The 16,369-nt window shown below is 60.1% G+C and carries 11 protein-coding genes, 4 tRNA genes and 1 pseudogene; 11 read left to right on the forward strand and 5 right to left on the reverse strand.

Annotated elements, in window-relative coordinates:
* Positions 1 to 52: 52 nt before the first annotated feature.
* Positions 53 to 1,927 (forward strand): MFS transporter, encoded by a 1,875-nt coding sequence (locus E3Z29_RS11400; protein ID WP_134785804.1) that lies wholly within the window; start codon positions 53 to 55, stop codon positions 1,925 to 1,927.
* 99 nt (positions 1,928 to 2,026) lie between these two features.
* Here E3Z29_RS11400 and sugE read toward each other — a convergent pair whose 3' ends face one another.
* The 3 genes from sugE to rdgC form a co-directional block, all read right to left on the reverse strand.
* Complete coding sequence (gene sugE / locus E3Z29_RS11405; protein ID WP_003223093.1) at positions 2,027 to 2,341, reverse strand: quaternary ammonium compound efflux SMR transporter SugE; 315 nt, start codon at positions 2,339 to 2,341, stop codon at positions 2,027 to 2,029.
* A gap of 119 nt (positions 2,342 to 2,460) precedes the next feature.
* Complete coding sequence (locus tag E3Z29_RS11410; RefSeq protein ID WP_134785805.1) at positions 2,461 to 3,426, reverse strand: bile acid:sodium symporter family protein; 966 nt, start codon at positions 3,424 to 3,426, stop codon at positions 2,461 to 2,463.
* 146 nt (positions 3,427 to 3,572) lie between these two features.
* Entirely contained in the window at positions 3,573 to 4,493 is a 921-nt protein-coding gene (gene rdgC / locus E3Z29_RS11415; protein ID WP_003223096.1) for a recombination-associated protein RdgC, read from the reverse strand.
* 159 nt (positions 4,494 to 4,652) lie between these two features.
* On the opposite strand from rdgC, the gene E3Z29_RS11420 reads away from it, so the two are divergent.
* From E3Z29_RS11420 to E3Z29_RS11435, 4 genes are all read left to right on the forward strand, one after another.
* Positions 4,653 to 4,728, forward strand: a tRNA-Val gene (locus tag E3Z29_RS11420).
* A 19-nt stretch (positions 4,729 to 4,747) separates the two neighbouring features.
* Positions 4,748 to 4,824: transfer RNA gene (locus E3Z29_RS11425), tRNA-Asp, on the forward strand.
* Positions 4,825 to 5,023: 199 nt separating this feature from the next.
* Positions 5,024 to 5,099 (forward strand) — tRNA-Val (locus tag E3Z29_RS11430).
* Positions 5,100 to 5,118: 19 nt separating this feature from the next.
* Positions 5,119 to 5,195: transfer RNA gene (locus E3Z29_RS11435), tRNA-Asp, on the forward strand.
* Positions 5,196 to 5,413: 218 nt separating this feature from the next.
* Here the strand turns inward: E3Z29_RS11435 and E3Z29_RS11440 are convergent.
* Positions 5,414 to 6,580: a catalase family protein gene (locus tag E3Z29_RS11440; RefSeq protein WP_134785806.1), complete on the reverse strand. Its 1,167-nt coding sequence runs from the start codon at positions 6,578 to 6,580 to the stop codon at positions 5,414 to 5,416.
* Entirely contained in the window at positions 6,577 to 8,385 is a 1,809-nt protein-coding gene (locus tag E3Z29_RS11445) for a di-heme-cytochrome C peroxidase (RefSeq protein ID WP_134785807.1), read from the reverse strand. The genes E3Z29_RS11440 and E3Z29_RS11445 overlap by 4 nt, the downstream gene beginning before the upstream one ends.
* Positions 8,386 to 8,655: 270 nt before the next feature.
* On the opposite strand from E3Z29_RS11445, the gene E3Z29_RS11450 reads away from it, so the two are divergent.
* The 6 genes and pseudogenes from E3Z29_RS11450 (at position 8,656) to E3Z29_RS11475 (ending at position 16,362) form a co-directional block, all read left to right on the forward strand.
* Complete coding sequence (locus E3Z29_RS11450; RefSeq protein WP_007966725.1) at positions 8,656 to 9,372, forward strand: FKBP-type peptidyl-prolyl cis-trans isomerase; 717 nt, start codon at positions 8,656 to 8,658, stop codon at positions 9,370 to 9,372.
* A 294-nt stretch (positions 9,373 to 9,666) separates the two neighbouring features.
* Positions 9,667 to 10,122, forward strand: a complete 456-nt coding sequence (locus tag E3Z29_RS11455; protein WP_027613367.1) for a YkvA family protein — start codon at positions 9,667 to 9,669, stop codon at positions 10,120 to 10,122.
* A gap of 112 nt (positions 10,123 to 10,234) precedes the next feature.
* Positions 10,235 to 10,576, forward strand: a complete 342-nt coding sequence (locus E3Z29_RS11460) for a helix-turn-helix domain-containing protein (protein WP_098967902.1) — start codon at positions 10,235 to 10,237, stop codon at positions 10,574 to 10,576.
* Entirely contained in the window at positions 10,573 to 10,944 is a 372-nt protein-coding gene (locus E3Z29_RS11465) for a hypothetical protein (RefSeq protein ID WP_003223109.1), read from the forward strand. The genes E3Z29_RS11460 and E3Z29_RS11465 overlap by 4 nt, the downstream gene beginning before the upstream one ends.
* Positions 10,945 to 11,343, forward strand: coding sequence for a sel1 repeat family protein (locus E3Z29_RS11470; RefSeq protein WP_134785808.1), 399 nt, complete (start codon positions 10,945 to 10,947; stop codon positions 11,341 to 11,343).
* A gap of 246 nt (positions 11,344 to 11,589) precedes the next feature.
* Positions 11,590 to 16,362 (forward strand): annotated as a pseudogene (locus E3Z29_RS11475) (RHS repeat-associated core domain-containing protein).
* The last annotated feature ends 7 nt before the right edge of the window (positions 16,363 to 16,369 follow it).

Genomic DNA, 16,369 nt, shown 5'->3' on the forward strand with positions numbered 1-16,369 from the left:
TCCAATAAGCAGATCCAGGCCATTCTCTACCGACCTCAGGGAAACACGGAAGATGAGTCACCCCTCACAGTTCAACCTGCTTCGCACTCGGCGCTTTCTGCCGTTTTTCATCACGCAGTCGCTGGGCGCGTTCAACGACAACGTGTTCAAGCAATCGCTGATCCTCGCCATTCTGTATCGGCTGACCATCGAAGGTGACCGTTCGATCTGGGTCAACCTGTGCGCGCTGCTGTTTATCCTGCCGTTCTTTCTGTTTTCGGCGTTGGCCGGGCAGTTCGGGGAAAAATTCGCCAAGGACGCGTTGATCCGTCTGATCAAACTCGCGGAAATCGCGATCATGGCCGTAGGATCGATCGGTTTCCTGTTCGATCACCTGTCGCTGATGCTGGTGGCGCTGTTTGCCATGGGCACGCATTCGGCGCTGTTCGGGCCGGTGAAGTATTCGATCCTGCCGCAGGCGTTGCGCGAGGATGAACTGGTCGGCGGCAACGGGCTGGTGGAGATGGGCACGTTCCTGGCGATCCTTGCCGGGACCATCGGCGCCGGCATCATCATGTCCTCGACGCACTACGCGCCGCTGGTTTCGACCGCGATTGTCGGGATTGCAGTGCTGGGATATCTCGCCAGTCGCAGCATTCCGCGCGCGGCGGCGGCATCGCCGGAAATGCGCCTGAACTGGAACATCTTCAGCCAGTCCTGGGCCACGCTGAAACTCGGTCTGGGCCAGACGCCTGCGGTGTCGCGTTCGATTGTCGGCAACTCGTGGTTCTGGTTTGTCGGGGCGATTTACCTGACGCAGATCCCGGCCTACGCCAAGGAATGGATGCACGGCGACGAAACCGTGGTGACGCTGATTCTCACGGTGTTTTCAGTAGGCATTGCGCTGGGTTCGATGCTTTGCGAGAAACTCTCCGGGCGCAAGGTCGAGATCGGTCTGGTGCCGTTCGGTTCGTTCGGCCTGACCGTGTTTGGCCTGCTGCTGTGGTGGCATTCCGGTGGAATCCCGGAAAGCGTCAACGGCCACAGCTGGACCGAAGTGCTGGGCTTTGCGCATACCTGGGCGGTGCTGGTCGACATTCTCGGCCTCGGCATTTTTGGCGGTTTCTATATCGTGCCGCTGTACGCGTTGATCCAGTCGCGCACCGCCGAGAACGAGCGGGCGCGGGTGATTGCCGCCAACAACATTCTCAACGCTCTGTTCATGGTGGTGTCGGCGATCGTTTCGATCGTGTTGCTGAGTGTGGTCAAACTGTCGATTCCGCAATTGTTCCTGGTGGTGTCGCTGCTGAACATCGGCGTCAACGCCTACATCTTCAAGATCGTCCCCGAGTTCAGCATGCGTTTCATGATCTGGCTGCTCAGCCATTCCATGTACCGCGTCGAGCACCGCAACCTCGAGGCGATCCCGGACGAGGGCGCGGCGCTGTTGGTGTGCAACCACGTGTCGTTCGTCGATGCGCTACTGATTGGCGGTGCGGTGCGTCGGCCGATTCGCTTTGTCATGTACTACAAAATCTACAACCTGCCGGTGCTGAACTTTATCTTCCGCACGGCGGGGACGATTCCGATTGCCGGACGCAACGAAGACATCCAGATCTACGAAAAAGCCTTCACCCGGATTGCCCAGTATCTGAAGGACGGTGAGCTGGTGTGCATCTTCCCGGAAGGCAAGTTGACCACTGACGGCGAGATCAATGAGTTCAAGGGCGGGCTGACGCGGATTCTCGAAGAAACCCCGGTGCCGGTGATTCCGCTGGCGTTGCAAGGGTTGTGGGGGAGTTTCTTCAGCCGCGATCCGAACAAGGGGCTGTTCAAGCGGTTGTGGTCGCGGGTGACGTTGGTGGCGGGTTCGGCGGTGGCGGTGGAAACTGCGGAACCGGCGAAATTGCAGGGGTTGGTGGGGGCGTTGCGCGGGACTGTCAGGTAGTTGTCACCTGATATGGCCCTATCGCGAGCAGGCTCACTCCTACATTTGAAGCGCGTACCCCTTGTAGGAGTGAGCCTGCTCGCGATAGAGGCCAGTGGCCTAAGCGCTGACCTTGAGACCAATCAACCCGGTAATGATCAACGCCACACTGGCCAGCCGAATCAATGCCATCGACTCGCCAAACAGAATGATCCCGGCAATCACCGTGCCCACGGCACCGACTCCGGTCCAGATCGCATAAGCCGTACCCAGCGGCAATTCCTTCATTGCCAGACCCAGCAGGCCAAGGCTGATGGCCATGGCCGCAACGGTCAGGACGGTGGGGAGCGGGCGGGTGAAGCCGTCGGTGTATTTCAGGCCGACGGCCCAGCCGACTTCGAACAGGCCGGCGAAAAACAGAATGATCCAGGACATAAGAGACCTCCATCGATTGACGGGGCCGTCCCCAGATTGATAACTCGATCGAGCCGCAGGGTCGTCCCCGCGTAGCGCAACAGTCTGCCGAGCATTAATCCGGGGATCAAGTTTCCCGGTCAGTTGGCTGGCTGCTGCGCTAGCGCCTCACGGTCTTCTTTCTCGCTCATGCGCCGGAAGTACGTCGAGAGCAACGCCCCGGAAATGTTGTGCCAGACGCTGAACAACGCGCTCGGCACCGCGGCCAGCGGCGAGAAGTGCGCACTGGCCAAGGCCGCGCCCAACCCCGAGTTCTGCATGCCGACTTCCAGCGCCAGCGACTTGCGCTGCGCCAGTGGCAACTTGAACAGGCGTCCAGTGAAGTAACCCAGCAAGTAGCCGAAGCTGTTGTGCAGCATCACCACGGCCATGATCAGCAGACCGGATTCGGCGATTTTCGCCTGACTGGCGGCCACCACGGCGGTGACGATGATCACGATGCTGACCACCGACACCAGTGGCAACACGTCCACCGCGTGGCGCACCTTGTCGCCGAGCACGCGTTGCGCGACCACGCCGAGCACGATCGGCAGCAGCACCACTTGCAGAATCGACCAGAACAATTCCATGAACGAAACCGGCAACCACGCCGAAGCCAGCAGCCAGATCAGCGCCGGGGTCAGCAACGGGGCGAGGAGGGTGGTGACGGCAGCAATCGCCACCGACAGCGCCAGATCGCCGCGGGCCAGCCAGGTCATGACGTTGGAAGAGGTGCCGCTTGGGCAGCAGCCGACCAGAATCACCCCGACCGCGATTTCCGGCGGCAGGTGGAAGATCTGGCAGAGCAACCACGCCACGCCGGGCATGATCACGAAATGTGCGACCACGCCCAGAGCCACGCGCCACGGATGGCGGGCGACGGCAGCGAAGTCACCGAGTTTGAGGGTCAGGCCCATGCCGAACATCACCAGCCCCAGCAGCGGCACGATCGCGCCCTTGAGGCCGAGAAACCACGCCGGTTGCAGGAACGCGATCACGGCGAAAATCAGAACCCAGTAAGCGAAAGTGTTGCCGACAAAGCGGCTCAGTGCAGCCAGTGCGCGCATGGCCTGTTCCTTATTATTAGTTACACCACAAAACCAATTGTGGGAGCGGGCTTGCTCGCGAAAGCGGCGGGTCAGCCAAGTTAATGTTGAATGACACACCGCTTTCGCGAGCAAGCCTGCTCCCACATTGGGATTTCACAAGGGTTTTAGATCCCCTGCGGAGTCTCTTCACCGCCCAACGCTTCCACCAGCGCCGGCAGGAAGTCGCCGAAGGTCAGCATCATCAGGGTGAAGCTGGCGTCCAGTTGGCCTAGGGCCTCGTCGCCACCGTCCTGTTCCGCCTGATCCTGCAGCAGGTCTTCGAACTTCAGGCGTTTGACGGTCATCTTGTCATCGAGCATGAACGACAGTTTGTCCTGCCAGGCCAGCGACAACTGAGTCACGACTTTACCGGTGCTCAGGTGCAGCTGGATTTCTTCGCTGGTCAGGTCCTGACGCTTGCAACGCACGATGCCGCCGTCTTCGTGGGTATCGCGCAGCTCGCATTCGTCCAGTACGAAGAAGTCCGGGGCGGCTTGCTGGGTGGTGACCCATTCGGTCATCACGGCCGTCGGTGCGGTTTTCACGGTCAGTGGACGCACGGGCAGGGTGCCGAGCACTTCACGCATTGTGGAAAGCAGGTCTTCGGCACGTTTCGGGCTGGCCGAGTTGACCAGGATCAGGCCCTGTTTCGGCGCGATGGCGGCGAAGGTCGACGAGCGACGGATAAAGGCGCGCGGCAGGAACGCCTGGATGATTTCATCCTTGATCTGATCGCGTTCCTTCTTATAGACCTTGCGCATCTGCTCGGCTTCGATCTCTTCGACCTTCTCCTTGACCGCATCGCGCACGACGCTGCCCGGCAGAATGCGTTCTTCTTTACGCGCAGCGATCAGCAGGAAGTCACCGCTGACGTGCACCAGTGGCGCATCTTCGCCTTTGCCGAACGGCGCGACGAAACCGTAGGTGGTCAACTCCTGGCTTGCACATGGACGCGCCAGTTTGGTGGCCAGTGCAGTTTCCAGCGCCTCGGCATCGACAGGCAGGTCTTGGGTCAGGCGATAGATAAGCAGGTTTTTGAACCACATGGGGTGAGTCTCTCCTTTATACAAAGGGGGGCATTATTGTCTTCGCCGGGTCATAGGCCAACCCTTCTCTAAGCCTTTGGAAGGCCTGAGAAAATTAATTAAAAAAGTGCTTGCCAGAGGTTGGGTCGCTCCGTAGAATGCGCGCCACACCGAAGCGAAGGGTGATTAGCTCAGCTGGGAGAGCGTCTGCCTTACAAGCAGAATGTCGGCGGTTCGATCCCGTCATCACCCACCATTCGTTTCAAGTGTTTAGCGCAGCGGTAGTTCAGTCGGTTAGAATACCGGCCTGTCACGCCGGGGGTCGCGGGTTCGAGTCCCGTCCGCTGCGCCATATTCGGTAACCTGGACCACTGAACGCCAGGTCACCACGGAAAAACCCGCTGAAGCGGGTTTTTTTCTGTCTCAAGTTTGTACCTTGTTCCATCGGGTTTGTGTCGTTTCACCGGTTTTCAGATTTTTTTGAAAAAAACTTCAATTAAATCAACACATTACGAAAACTTGTGGCATAATGCTCCCCGTAACGAAGCGAAGGGTGATTAGCTCAGCTGGGAGAGCGTCTGCCTTACAAGCAGAATGTCGGCGGTTCGATCCCGTCATCACCCACCATTCGTTTCAAGCGTTTCGCGCAGCGGTAGTTCAGTCGGTTAGAATACCGGCCTGTCACGCCGGGGGTCGCGGGTTCGAGTCCCGTCCGCTGCGCCATATTCGGTCACCTGGACCCACTGAACGCCAGGTCACCACAGAAAGCCCGCCTAGTGCGGGCTTTTTGCTGTCTGCGATTTGCGAATTTCTGCAATGCCTGTGTGGCGAGGGGATTTATCCCCGATGGCCTGCGCAGCAGGCCGAAAGTCTTCAAGCTGGGGCTGCTTCGCATCCCATCGGGGATAAATCCCCTCACCACAAATCATCTCCTCGTCTTCTCACTGTTCGGCATTGCGACTGTGCCGATAATCGCTCACCGCCTCATACACCGCTTTGCGCAAGCGGTTGATCCCGCCAATCGGTCGGTGCGCCTCGATACCAAACCACGGATTGAACGACAGGTTGTCGCACGCCAGATTCAATGCCGGCGTGTCAAAGTCCTGCGCAGGCAGGGTGATTCGCGCCACACTTTCGAACGGTGAATCCTGCTCGCGCCACTCGATGCTGGTGTCCTCGATTGGCATGTACTTGTTCGCGTCCTGGCGCTGAATCTGCAGCACAAAACACGCTGGCACCCGATCCGTCGACAGTTGCTGGTTCAAGGCGCTGCGCAGGAAATTCGGCAGGTCGTGGTTTTGTGGGGGCAGGGCATACGCCGGGCAATTGTCCGGATCCGGCGCGACTCGAAACTTCACATTTGCCTCCCCGAATTTGTAGGGCGATACCGAAAAGTACGTGGTCGCCGTCGGGCTGTTCGGTGGCGGCGCCAGGGTCGCCAAGGCGATGAACAGGTGGCGGATCTGCCAGTTGCGCGGATCCCAGCCAGGAAAGAACGCCATCATCTTTTTGCCGTCAGCCTGAGCCGCCACATTCTGACGATACTCGGCGACATCGCTGACAAAGAAATTCGGGTGGCTGAACATCACGAAGTTTTGCTCGCGGCGTTGCTGACGGTCGCCGAGCAATGGTTTGCCGGGCACATCGAGCAGTTTGATTGCCATGCCCCGGGCATCGCGGATGCTGTCGAACTGCGGGTAGGCGTTGCCATTGGACAGGCGAATCATCGCCTGCCAGGTTTTGCCTGGTTCGGTGAAAACACCTTGGCGCAGCGCTGGTGTCAGTTCCGGCAGCACCGTCACTTCGGCTTTCACGCAACCATGGGCCTTGGCATGCGCGTCGCGCAGATAACGGGTGCCTTCACGGTGTTGATCGACGATGCGTACGGCGGTCTGGATCACGTCCTGGGTCATCGCCGCTTCACCGGCGGGAACCTGTTCCTGCGCTGACACCGGGCCTCTGTGTTGCCAGACGAACCATGCGCTCGCGATGGCCCAGCCCAGCAGGCCGATAATCAGCAATGTCAGTAGGGCTTTGCCCAGCAGGCGCCCCAGCCACATCCAGACGCGGGCGAACATCGACGGTCTTTTATACGGGTCGATCCTCATGGCAATTGCGGCTCCAGTGGTCCGCCCAGTACTTTCAGGTATTCCAGCAAGGCCCAGCGCTCCTCTGGTTGCAGCAGTCGGCCGATGACCCCACTGCCGCGCTCGCCGGCGCGGAATTCATGACCGCTGTTGTGGTTGCCGCTAATCCGCGTGTCGAACAGGAAACCATTGGTAAAGGCTTCGGTGCGATACCCCAGATGGCGCGGGTCGTATTCGAACGAACCTTTATAGAACGTCGTGGCGCGCTCATCCTGCGGTGACAGCAGTTGATAAAGGCTCGGTACTGAACCGTTGTGCAGAAACGGCGCGGTGGCCCAGATACCGGCCAACGGCCTGGCCTTGTAGGCGACCTTTTCGCGTACGCCGATCGGCAGTCCGAAGCCGTCGAGTTGGGGTTTTTCCTGCGGGGTGACGCCGGCCTCGCGATAGGCGCGGTTCTCGACGAACGCGGTGACGTAGGCCAGGCCCTTGGCCACCGAGAGCTGGCTCAAATCCAGTGGTTCGGTGGGCGTCGGATGCAACTTCACATCCATCTGCTCCAACTCCTTCAGGTCCCATTGCAGCGGCGTCAGGTCGAAACGGTGGTTGGCTATGTTGGTCGCCGCATTCGGATCGGTACCGATTACCTCCACCGGCAGCAGGTGCAAATGCTGCACCCAGCGTTCGCCCTCCTGGGTCTTGCGCGGCACGTGGCAACCGGCGCAGTTCTCGGCAAACAGCGCGCGGCCCTTGGCAGCCAGTGGTTTGTCCACCGCACCCAAGACATCTTCCGGCCAGGCGGGTGGTTGCAGGTGTTGCAGGGTTTCTTCGATTTTGTGCAGATCACGCACGCGGACACTGGAGGCGTAACGGGCATCGCCCTGCAGCGGCTGGCCATTGCTGTCGAAGAAATTCAACGTGGCGCCGACACCCAGTGCCTCCCCGATGTTGCGCGCCATCGGTTGCTGCGCCGAACCGTTCCACTGCACCCAGTCGAACGTCCACATGTCCCACAGTTGCGGGTAGTCCACCGGTGCGTTGGCCACGCGGTAGTTAGCGGGGGAGATCGCGTCGCCGAAGGTGGCGTTGGCGATGCGGCCGAATGCGTCGGTGCGGCCCGGGCCTTCTTCGGTAGGGTAGAGGCCGCGATGCGTGTCGTTCCAGGCGACTTTGAGGAAGATGTTCAGCGATTGCTTGAAGTCTTTGCGCAGTTGCTCGTGGCGTGTCTCGTAGTCATCGCCCAGAACATTTTTGGCGAAACGCTCGAATTTCCACGGGTTGTAGTAAGTCGCGGCCAGACTCGCGACCAAGGCTTGTCCGAAACTGCCACCGCGCAATGTAGGAACGCTGGAAGGCAAGACATGCTGCGCCGAACCACCGTCAATTCGCACGGCCTGGCCCTTGAAGCGCAATTCGCCAGTGTGGCAGGCGGCGCAGGTGATATCGAGATAATGCTCGGTGCCACCGGGATTCGCGTGGCGGGCGAAGCCGACCGGCAGATTGCCGGGGTTGTTCGGCGTGGCTTTCTGCTGTGGATCAACCAGAAAACCGAAGCGTGCGAGGTATTCCGGGGACGCGAAACGCTGCTGAGAGAAGGGCAGTTCCAGCGCCTCGAACCATTCATAGCGCAGGCCTTTGACCTGTGTGCCCTGCGGCGTGAAGTAGTAGGTCTGGCGTTCCTCCTCGCTCCACTGCTGCAGGTAATGCACCTGTTGGGCGGGGGTATAGAAGGGCAGTTTCGGGTTGGCGACGTAGTACAGAATCACTGCCAGAGCCAGGCCCAGCAGCACAATGATCAGTGCCAGCACACGGTATAAGAGGCGCAAGATAAACATCCTTGTCGAGTTGTTGCCTTGTTATGCCTCAGCTGTTGCAGGTGCGGCAAGTGGCCATTACGCCAGCTGTCGTAGGAAGTCCCGTCAGTCCTTGTCAGCTCCAGATGACAGAAGCTTCATCGTCCCTTGGCCCGAATGCGTTTTAATCCCTGAACTTATCGGACATTTCCTGCTCTCATGCCGGTAGCCATTGGTCGTGGCGGCCTGATAAGCTCGCGGCTTTACTCGATTGCCCTTTCGGCGCATGAACAAGGAAATAGCATGAAACAGCATCGGTTGGCGGCGGCGGTAGCCCTGGTTAGCCTGGTCCTCGCGGGTTGTGATTCGCAGACCAGCGTAGAGCTGAAAACCCCGGCGCAAAAAGCTTCCTACGGTATCGGCCTGAACATGGGCAAGAGCCTTGCTCAGGAAGGCATGGATGATCTGGACTCCAAAGCGGTAGCCCAGGGCATCGAAGATGCCGTCGGCAAGAAAGAACAGAAGCTGAAAGACGAAGAACTGGTCGAAGCCTTCGCCGCGCTGCAAAAGCGTGCTGAAGAGCGCATGGCCAAGATGAGCGAAGAGTCGGCAGCCGCCGGCAAGAAATTCCTCGAAGAAAACGGCAAGAAGCCTGGTGTCACCACCACCGCTTCCGGTCTGCAGTACGAAGTGGTCAAGAAAGCCGACGGCCCACAGCCCAAGCCTACCGACGTCGTGACCGTTCACTACACCGGCAAGCTGACCAACGGCACCGTGTTCGACAGCTCTGTTGAACGTGGCAGCCCGATCGATCTGCCGGTCAGCGGTGTGATCCCGGGTTGGGTTGAAGGTCTGCAACTGATGCACGTTGGCGAGAAGTACAAACTGTACATCCCTAGCGATCTGGCTTACGGCGCGCAATCGCCAAGCCCGGCAATCCCGGCCAACTCGGTTCTGGTCTTCGACTTGGAACTGCTGGCCATCAAGGATCCAGCCAAAGAAGACGCCGCCGCCAAGTAATCGGCTGTAGCTTCGAAGACAACGCCTCGCATATGCGGGGCGTTGTTGCATCTGGACGATGCTGGCGGTAAACAGAGCGAACGGATGGCGCTTACAGCAGTCCTAGAGATTGAGGCTGCCAGCGCTAGACGCCCTGAGCCGCCAAGTCAATGAAATATTGGGGTTTTTTATGTGAGTAAAAAACGCCCGATCTGAGCGCGGCCCTTATAAAACGGGGCTTTCAGCGCTGAAATGCAGCTCTGTTCACAAGGTTATCCACAATTTGTGTGGATAACATTTCAACGGGAGAAATAGATGAAAGCGCCGTGGAATTTCGCCCGATTTCTGCCCCTCGCCGGTCGATTGCTGGCGCGTGGGCGTCTGCCGACCCTGTTGTTCGCGGTGGCGAGCAAAGGAGCGGCGCAAGGCAATCGCCTTGGCAAACTCAAGGAAGATCTGCGTTTGCTCCAGGCACTGTGTCTTGCATACTGGCGTGGCGAATACCGAGCGATCAGCCCGAAAGCCATCGTCTCGGTGGTGGCGGGCCTGATGTACTTCCTCAGCCCGGTGGATGCGATTCCGGATTTCATCCCGGTGTTCGGCATGCTCGATGACATCGCCGTTCTGGCTTGGCTGATGAAAACCCTCGACGATGAGCTCAATGCTTTTCGGCTCTGGCGCAACCGCCAGCAGCCGGAAAAACTCGCGGTGGTCGAGCGCCTGCCTGATACTCCCGAGCAACTTCAGCTTCAGGGCCCGAAAAAGCCCTGATTCACTTCGCCTGCAGACAGATAGATACCCCCCGCGACCTTGGCCGCTGTTAGGATTACACTTCTAGGGAAAAGTGCCGACTCGCTAAGTGTTGTTGTCCTACGGGGTAGTCATGGATATTCAGATAATTGCACGCGATGGCGAACCCGAGTATGCGGTTCTGCCATGGGTCCAGTATCAGGCTCTACTGAAAGCAGCAGGCATCAACGAAACACCGCCGCAGCAGGCGCCAGCGCCGGCCGCCGCAACGCCGGACCCGATTCTTCCAGGTCTGGATCAACTACGCAGTTTGCGCGAAGGGAAGGGCATCGCCATTGAGGCGCTGGCCCGCACGGTAGGCATCAGCCCGTCTTATCTGGCCATGATCGAAAGCGGCGAGCGTCAACCTGACGCCGCGATTCGTCGCAGCCTGGCCTGGGAACTGACGGTGCCGGGTTGGAGGGATGAATCGTGAGCGTACGCATCAGTCGTCAACATTGGGACGGATTGCTCGGGGAGCTGGATCAGGCGCGCAGGCAGCGCCATCTGTTGACCTATCGAGCCTTGCTCGAACGTTTGCAACTGCCGACGCCGGCGATGCAGACGCTGACCGCGGCACTTGAGCATCTGGCCGCGCTGGACGCCAAGGCTGAACAGCCGTTGCGCAGTTCGCTGGTGATCAGCCAGGGTGCCAGCCGTTTGCCACGTACCGGTTTCTTTGAGTGTGTCGAGCGTCTGGGGCGCTTTTCCGGGCCCTCTGATGGCGTTGCTGCTGCCTCCTGGCATGCGTCGGAAGTGGTCAGGGTGTTCGAATACGAGTACCCGGAATCGGCGGAGGCCTGAGTGTTCTTACGACTCAAGGCGTCGGCCAGTTACTGGTTGGCCCGCAGGCTGTTTCACTGGTCATGGTTTGTGCGCCAGCCCAGAGGCTGGCGCTGGCTCGAAGGGCAGTTTGCGCGCATGGCCAATCTTGGCGATGTCGGCGCGCAGAGCTTTTATGGGCACATTCTGACGTTTCGCGGGGTTGGCCTGGGTGCCCGCGAAGAGGGTGTGCGGCTGTTGCGTCTGGCGGCGCTTGCCGGTGATCGCAAAGCGGCTTATCAGGTCGGCGTGATCAGCTTGGCCGGTACGCCGAGCAAAGCGCCGGATCCGGCCGAAGCGGCGCGCTGGTGGACGTTGGCCGCCAAGGCCGGTCACCCGTTGGCCGAGCTCAAACTCAAAGAATTGAGCGCTCGGGATTAAACCCGGTAAATCATTTTGTATCGCTCGATAAACGTGGCGTGAGGGAAACCTCACGCCACGTTTGCGTTTATCGCTATACGTTTTGTAGTAATCGGTCTTTTGCAGATTAGTCCTACAGTAAACGCCTACTCGCCTGACTTCTTTCCTGCTTGATCCCCCGCAAAGTCCCCGCGCCTAATTTTTGCGCGAGGGAACGCTCATGTTTGACCCGGTTTTTCATTCCACCCCGCATCGTCGCGTGCGCTGATGGAAGCCGTCAGCCGCATCGAGCAGGAACTCGACAGCTTCCCCGACACCCTCGACCTCTATCGCCAACAACTTGAGCATTGGTTGAGTCGCGCGGCCGACCAGGTCAGCCACGCGGCGGACCTGCCGTCGCTGATGGGCATGGAGCGGGTTATCCGCTTTGGTGATCGCGTCACCGCGGTCAGCACGGGCGACAGTGAGTTTGCCACCGGCGTCGTGCAGTGCCCGAAAAGCGGGGTGCTGGCGATCGAGAGCAAATTCGAGTCGGTGTACGACATTCCGCTGGGCGACATCGTGGTGGATGTGGTGGCGGTGGGTGATGGCCAAACTTTCCCCGTCGCACTTGATGCGCAAGGCCGGGGAACATTCGCCGGTACGCCAGGCAAGTTCTATCGCGTGCAGGTGCACAGCGACGTTATCCCGGAGCAGATCGGGGCGCTGTTCCAGTCCTACGACGGCTTGACCGGCGAGCTGGATGGCTGGTTGCGCAGCGAGTGGCAGGGGTTCAAGCCGCAGTGGTCGCAGTCGGTGGCGACGGCGGCGGGCAACGGCATGCTCGCCGGGAGCTGGGCGGCGATCGAGGGGGTGTGGGACAGCATCGGCATGCTGTCGGAGATTCTCAAGGATCCAGGCGCATTTGCCGAGCGGCTGGGAAGCGGCGCGGCTGATCTGATTCATCTCGCAGAAGCAGCTCCGGATGTCATGCAGAAACTGCAGTTGCTGGTCAGTGATGAAGCGGCGCTGTGTTTGCTGTTGCGTGCGGCGAGTCTCTGGCTGGAGATGCTGCCGCCCAGCCAGATCGCCGGCAAAACCGCTGAAACGGCGTCGATGATGATCGTGCAGGTGCTGATCGATGTGCTGATCGGCGTTGTGTTGACATTCGTCGGGGCTGGCGCCGGGATCGCTTATCTCACGCTACGCCTGGCGGATCGCGCCGCCCAGTTGCTCTCGGTTGTGAAACGCCTGGTCAAGGCGATGTTCGGCATCGTCAACACGTTCATCCATTACGTCGATCAATACAAAACTGTCGCCGCGCGGGGTACCGCCGCCGGGGTGAAAAAGGGCCGCATGCAATTGCGCTGGGATGCGAAGCGCAATGCCGCCCTGAAGAAAAACGAGCACCACGATAACGCTCCCGATCAAGCGAAAAACCCCAACGGCGACAGCGCCGATTGCGCACCGCTGACCTGCACCAACGGCTGTCCGGTGTCGATGGTTACCGGCGAGGAATTGCTGACCCTGACCGACGGCACGCTCGATGGTTTGCTGCCGTTCGAGTTCACCCGGTTGTACCGCACCAGCGCGGTGGAGATCGATGTCGGGCTGGGGTTTGGCTGGAGTCATTCGCTGGCGCATCGGCTGGAGTTCGATGGCGAGGCGGTGATCTGGGTCGATCACGAAAATCGCCGCACGCGGTTTCCGTTGCCCAGTGTGGAGCGGCCGGCGATTCACAACAGTCTGTCGCGGGCGGCGATTTTTCTCGGCGATGAGCCGGAGGAACTGATCCTCGCGCTGGCCGGGGATGCGGCGCGGTTTTATCACTTTCGTGCCGGGCGGTTGGTGGCGGTCAGTGATGCGCATGGCAATCGTCTGAGCGTTTCTCGCGATCATCAGCAGCGGATTTTCCGCCTGGACAATGGCGCGGGCCGCTCGCTGCTGTTGCGCTATGACCGGGCGCATCTGGTCGCGGTTGATTACCAGGTGCTTGAGGCTGATGGCTGGCGCACCGAGCAAACGCTGGTCAGTTATTGCTACGACGCCCGTCAGCGGTTGTTGGCTGCGACCAACGCGGTCGGTGACAGCGAGCGTTACGACTACGACGATCAGCACGTCATCCTGCAGCGGCAACTGACCGGCGGCGCGAGTTTCTTCTGGGAATGGGAACGCTCGGGCAAGTCGGCGCGTTGCGTGCGGCACTGGGCGTCGTTCGCGCAGATGGACACCCGTTACGTCTGGGCCGATGACGGCAGCGTCGCGGTGCACTACGTCGATGGCAGCGAAGAAACCTACGTCCACGACGACAGCGCACGGCTGGTGCGCAAGGTCGAGGCCGATGGCGGTGAGCACCTCAAGGCTTATGACGATCAGGGCCGGCTGATCGCCGAGCAGGATCCGCTGGGCGCGGTCACCGAATACCGTTACGACGACGTCGGACGGCTGATCGCGCTGCTGCCGCCGGACGACGAGCCAACGTCCTACGAATACCGCAACGGTTTCCTGCACAGCCGTTCTCGCGGCGAGGCGGTGTGGACGTTTCGGCGCAACGCCGAGGGCGATGTCACCGAGGCGGTCGATCCTGACGGCCAGGTCACCCATTACTACTACGACACGCGCGGGCAGTTACTGTCGATCCGCTACCCGGACACCAGCCGGCACAAGTTGTCGTGGAACGACCTCGGGCAACTGATCGAGGAAACCCTGCCCGACGGTGGTGTGCGGCGCTTTTCCTACGACGCGCTGGGGCGACGGACGACCACTTGCGACGAACACGGCGCGATCACCCGCCAGCAGTGGGACGCTGTTGGCCGACTAATTCAGACGACCTTTCCTACGGGCGCTACCCGTGCCTACAGCTATGGCGCTTACGGCCAAGTCACTGCCGAGCGCGACGAACTCGGGCGCATCACCCGCTACGAGTATGACGACGACCTGCATCGGGTCTCGCGCAAGATCAACCCCGACGGCACGCGGGTGCAGTACCGCTACGACCATGCGCAACTGCTGCTCACGGAAATCGAGAACGAGTCCGGGGAAAAGTACCGGCTGGACTACACGCCGAGCGGATTGATCCGACAGGAAACCGGCTTCGACGGCCGGCGCACCGCTTACGCCTACGACCGCAACGGGCACCTGCTGGAGAAGACCGAGTTCGGTGATGACGGCTCGACGCTGGTCACCGTCTACGCGCGTGATGCGGCCGGGCGCTTGCTGCTGAAAACCCTGCCGGACGGGGTTGAGGTGGCTTACACCTATGACCGACTGGGCCGTTTGACCGGGGTCGATGACGGTCAAAAGCATCCACTGGCCTTTGAATATGACCGGCAGGACCGGCTGATCACCGAGCATCAGGGCTGGGGCACCCTGCGTTATGTCTACGACGCTTGCGGCCAGCTCAAGCGCCAGCGTCTGCCGGACAACAGCAAGCTCGACTATCACTACGCCAAGGGCGGCGCGCTGACCGCCATCGACCTCAATGGCACGCGGCTGACCAGTCACGTCTACCTGTCCGGTCGCGAACAACAACGCCAGCAAGGCCTGCTGCGCAGCGATTATGCCTACGACGATCAGGGACGTTTACTCGCCCACGCTGTAGGTCATCAGCACGACTCGCTGTATCGCCGGGATTATGCCTACAGCGCCAACGGCAACCTCGAGCACATTGCCGACAGCCGCCACGGCCAGCGCACCTATGGCTATGACGCCCTCGACCGCTTGATCCGCGTCCGTCACTCGCGCGACGAACTGCCGGAATCCTTCGCCCACGACCCGGCCGGCAACCTGCTGATGCAGGATCGTCCCGGCCCGACGCGGATCAAGGGCAACCGCCTGCTGATGCAGGGCGACCGGCACTACGACTACGACGCCTTCGGCAACCTGATCCGCGAACGCCGTGGCCGCGACCAGCAACTCGTCACCGAGTACCGCTACGACTGCCAGCACCGCCTGATCGGCCTGACCCGCGCCGACGGCCAAACCGCGACCTACCAATACGACGCCTTCGGCCGGCGCATCCGCAAAACCGTCGACGGCCAGACCACCGAGTTCTCTTCTGGCAAGGCGACCACCTCGTCGCCGAAAGCGGCCCTAACCACCACCGCAGCTACGTCTACGAACCCGGCACCTTCCGCCCACTGGCGCTGCTCGACGGCAAAGGTCCGAAAAAGGCCTGCCCGTTCTACTACCAACTCGACCACCTCGGCACCCCGCAGGAACTGACCGACTACAGCGGCGAAATCGTCTGGTCGGCGCAATACGACGCCTACGGCAAGGTGTCGGCGATCACCCTCGCGGGCGAGGACTACCTGGACCAGCCGCTGCGGTTTCAGGGGCAGTATTTCGATGCGGAAAGTGGGCTGCATTACAACCGGCATCGGTATTACGACCCGAGGTTGGGCAGGTATCTGACGCCGGATCCGGTGAAGTTGGGCTGGAGGACTAAACCAATACCAGTACGTGCCGAATCCGACGGGGTGGGTGGATCCGTTGGGGTTGAATGCCAATTGTCCGCCGCCGAATAAGCCGGGTTGTACGGTGCCGGGTGGGGTGGGCGGTTCGGCTGTTGATGAAGGCGAGTCACAGCTGCCGCGAATCACAGCGCAGGAACGGCGGGCGAAGATTGATGAGTTGGCAGAGGCGAATGCGAAGAGGCGAGTGAATGAATACGAGTCTTTATACCAAATGCATACTGTCGCTAAACATAATCCGGAAATTCCGGATCACGCGCTCAAGCAAAGATCCATTGATGGCAGTCATCCCACAATAAGTGGAGCACGGGAGAGGGTAAATTCGAGCTCTCAGTTCAAGAGTTGGCGGCTACAGCTCCACGCTATCAATGACGCTGTTTCCAGAATGAACCGAAACCCTCCTGCTCCTACAGGATTTACATCACAGGGGGACCCGGTGGTGAGGAAAGAGATGCCGAATGGTGGCAGAGGATATAAGCCAAATAGAAGAGATCAACAAAATCCACGATATGTAGATGAGTTGAATTATTCTGAAGTGCGGTTTCGCAGACAAAATATTAATAGCCCTTACACAGCTTTCCCGGATTAGGAGTGTT

Origin of the sequence: Pseudomonas sp. S150 (assembly GCF_004526365.1) — a bacterium.
In the GTDB taxonomy this organism is placed as follows: Bacteria; Pseudomonadota; Gammaproteobacteria; order Pseudomonadales; family Pseudomonadaceae; genus Aquipseudomonas; species Aquipseudomonas putida_A.

Bases quoted from the DNA above. Each gene is read 5' to 3' on its own strand.
- E3Z29_RS11400 (WP_134785804.1), top strand. From the start codon at position 53: ATGAGTCACCCCTCACAGTTCAACCTGCTTCGCACTCGGCGCTTTCTG.
- E3Z29_RS11410 (WP_134785805.1), bottom strand. From the start codon at position 3,426: ATGCGCGCACTGGCTGCACTGAGCCGCTTTGTCGGCAACACTTTCGCT.
- E3Z29_RS11455 (WP_027613367.1), top strand. From the start codon at position 9,667: ATGAAAGCGCCGTGGAATTTCGCCCGATTTCTGCCCCTCGCCGGTCGA.
- E3Z29_RS11440 (WP_134785806.1), bottom strand. From the start codon at position 6,580: ATGAGGATCGACCCGTATAAAAGACCGTCGATGTTCGCCCGCGTCTGG.
- E3Z29_RS11450 (WP_007966725.1), top strand. From the start codon at position 8,656: ATGAAACAGCATCGGTTGGCGGCGGCGGTAGCCCTGGTTAGCCTGGTC.
- E3Z29_RS11460 (WP_098967902.1), top strand. From the start codon at position 10,235: ATGGATATTCAGATAATTGCACGCGATGGCGAACCCGAGTATGCGGTT.
- sugE (WP_003223093.1), bottom strand. From the start codon at position 2,341: ATGTCCTGGATCATTCTGTTTTTCGCCGGCCTGTTCGAAGTCGGCTGG.
- rdgC (WP_003223096.1), bottom strand. From the start codon at position 4,493: ATGTGGTTCAAAAACCTGCTTATCTATCGCCTGACCCAAGACCTGCCT.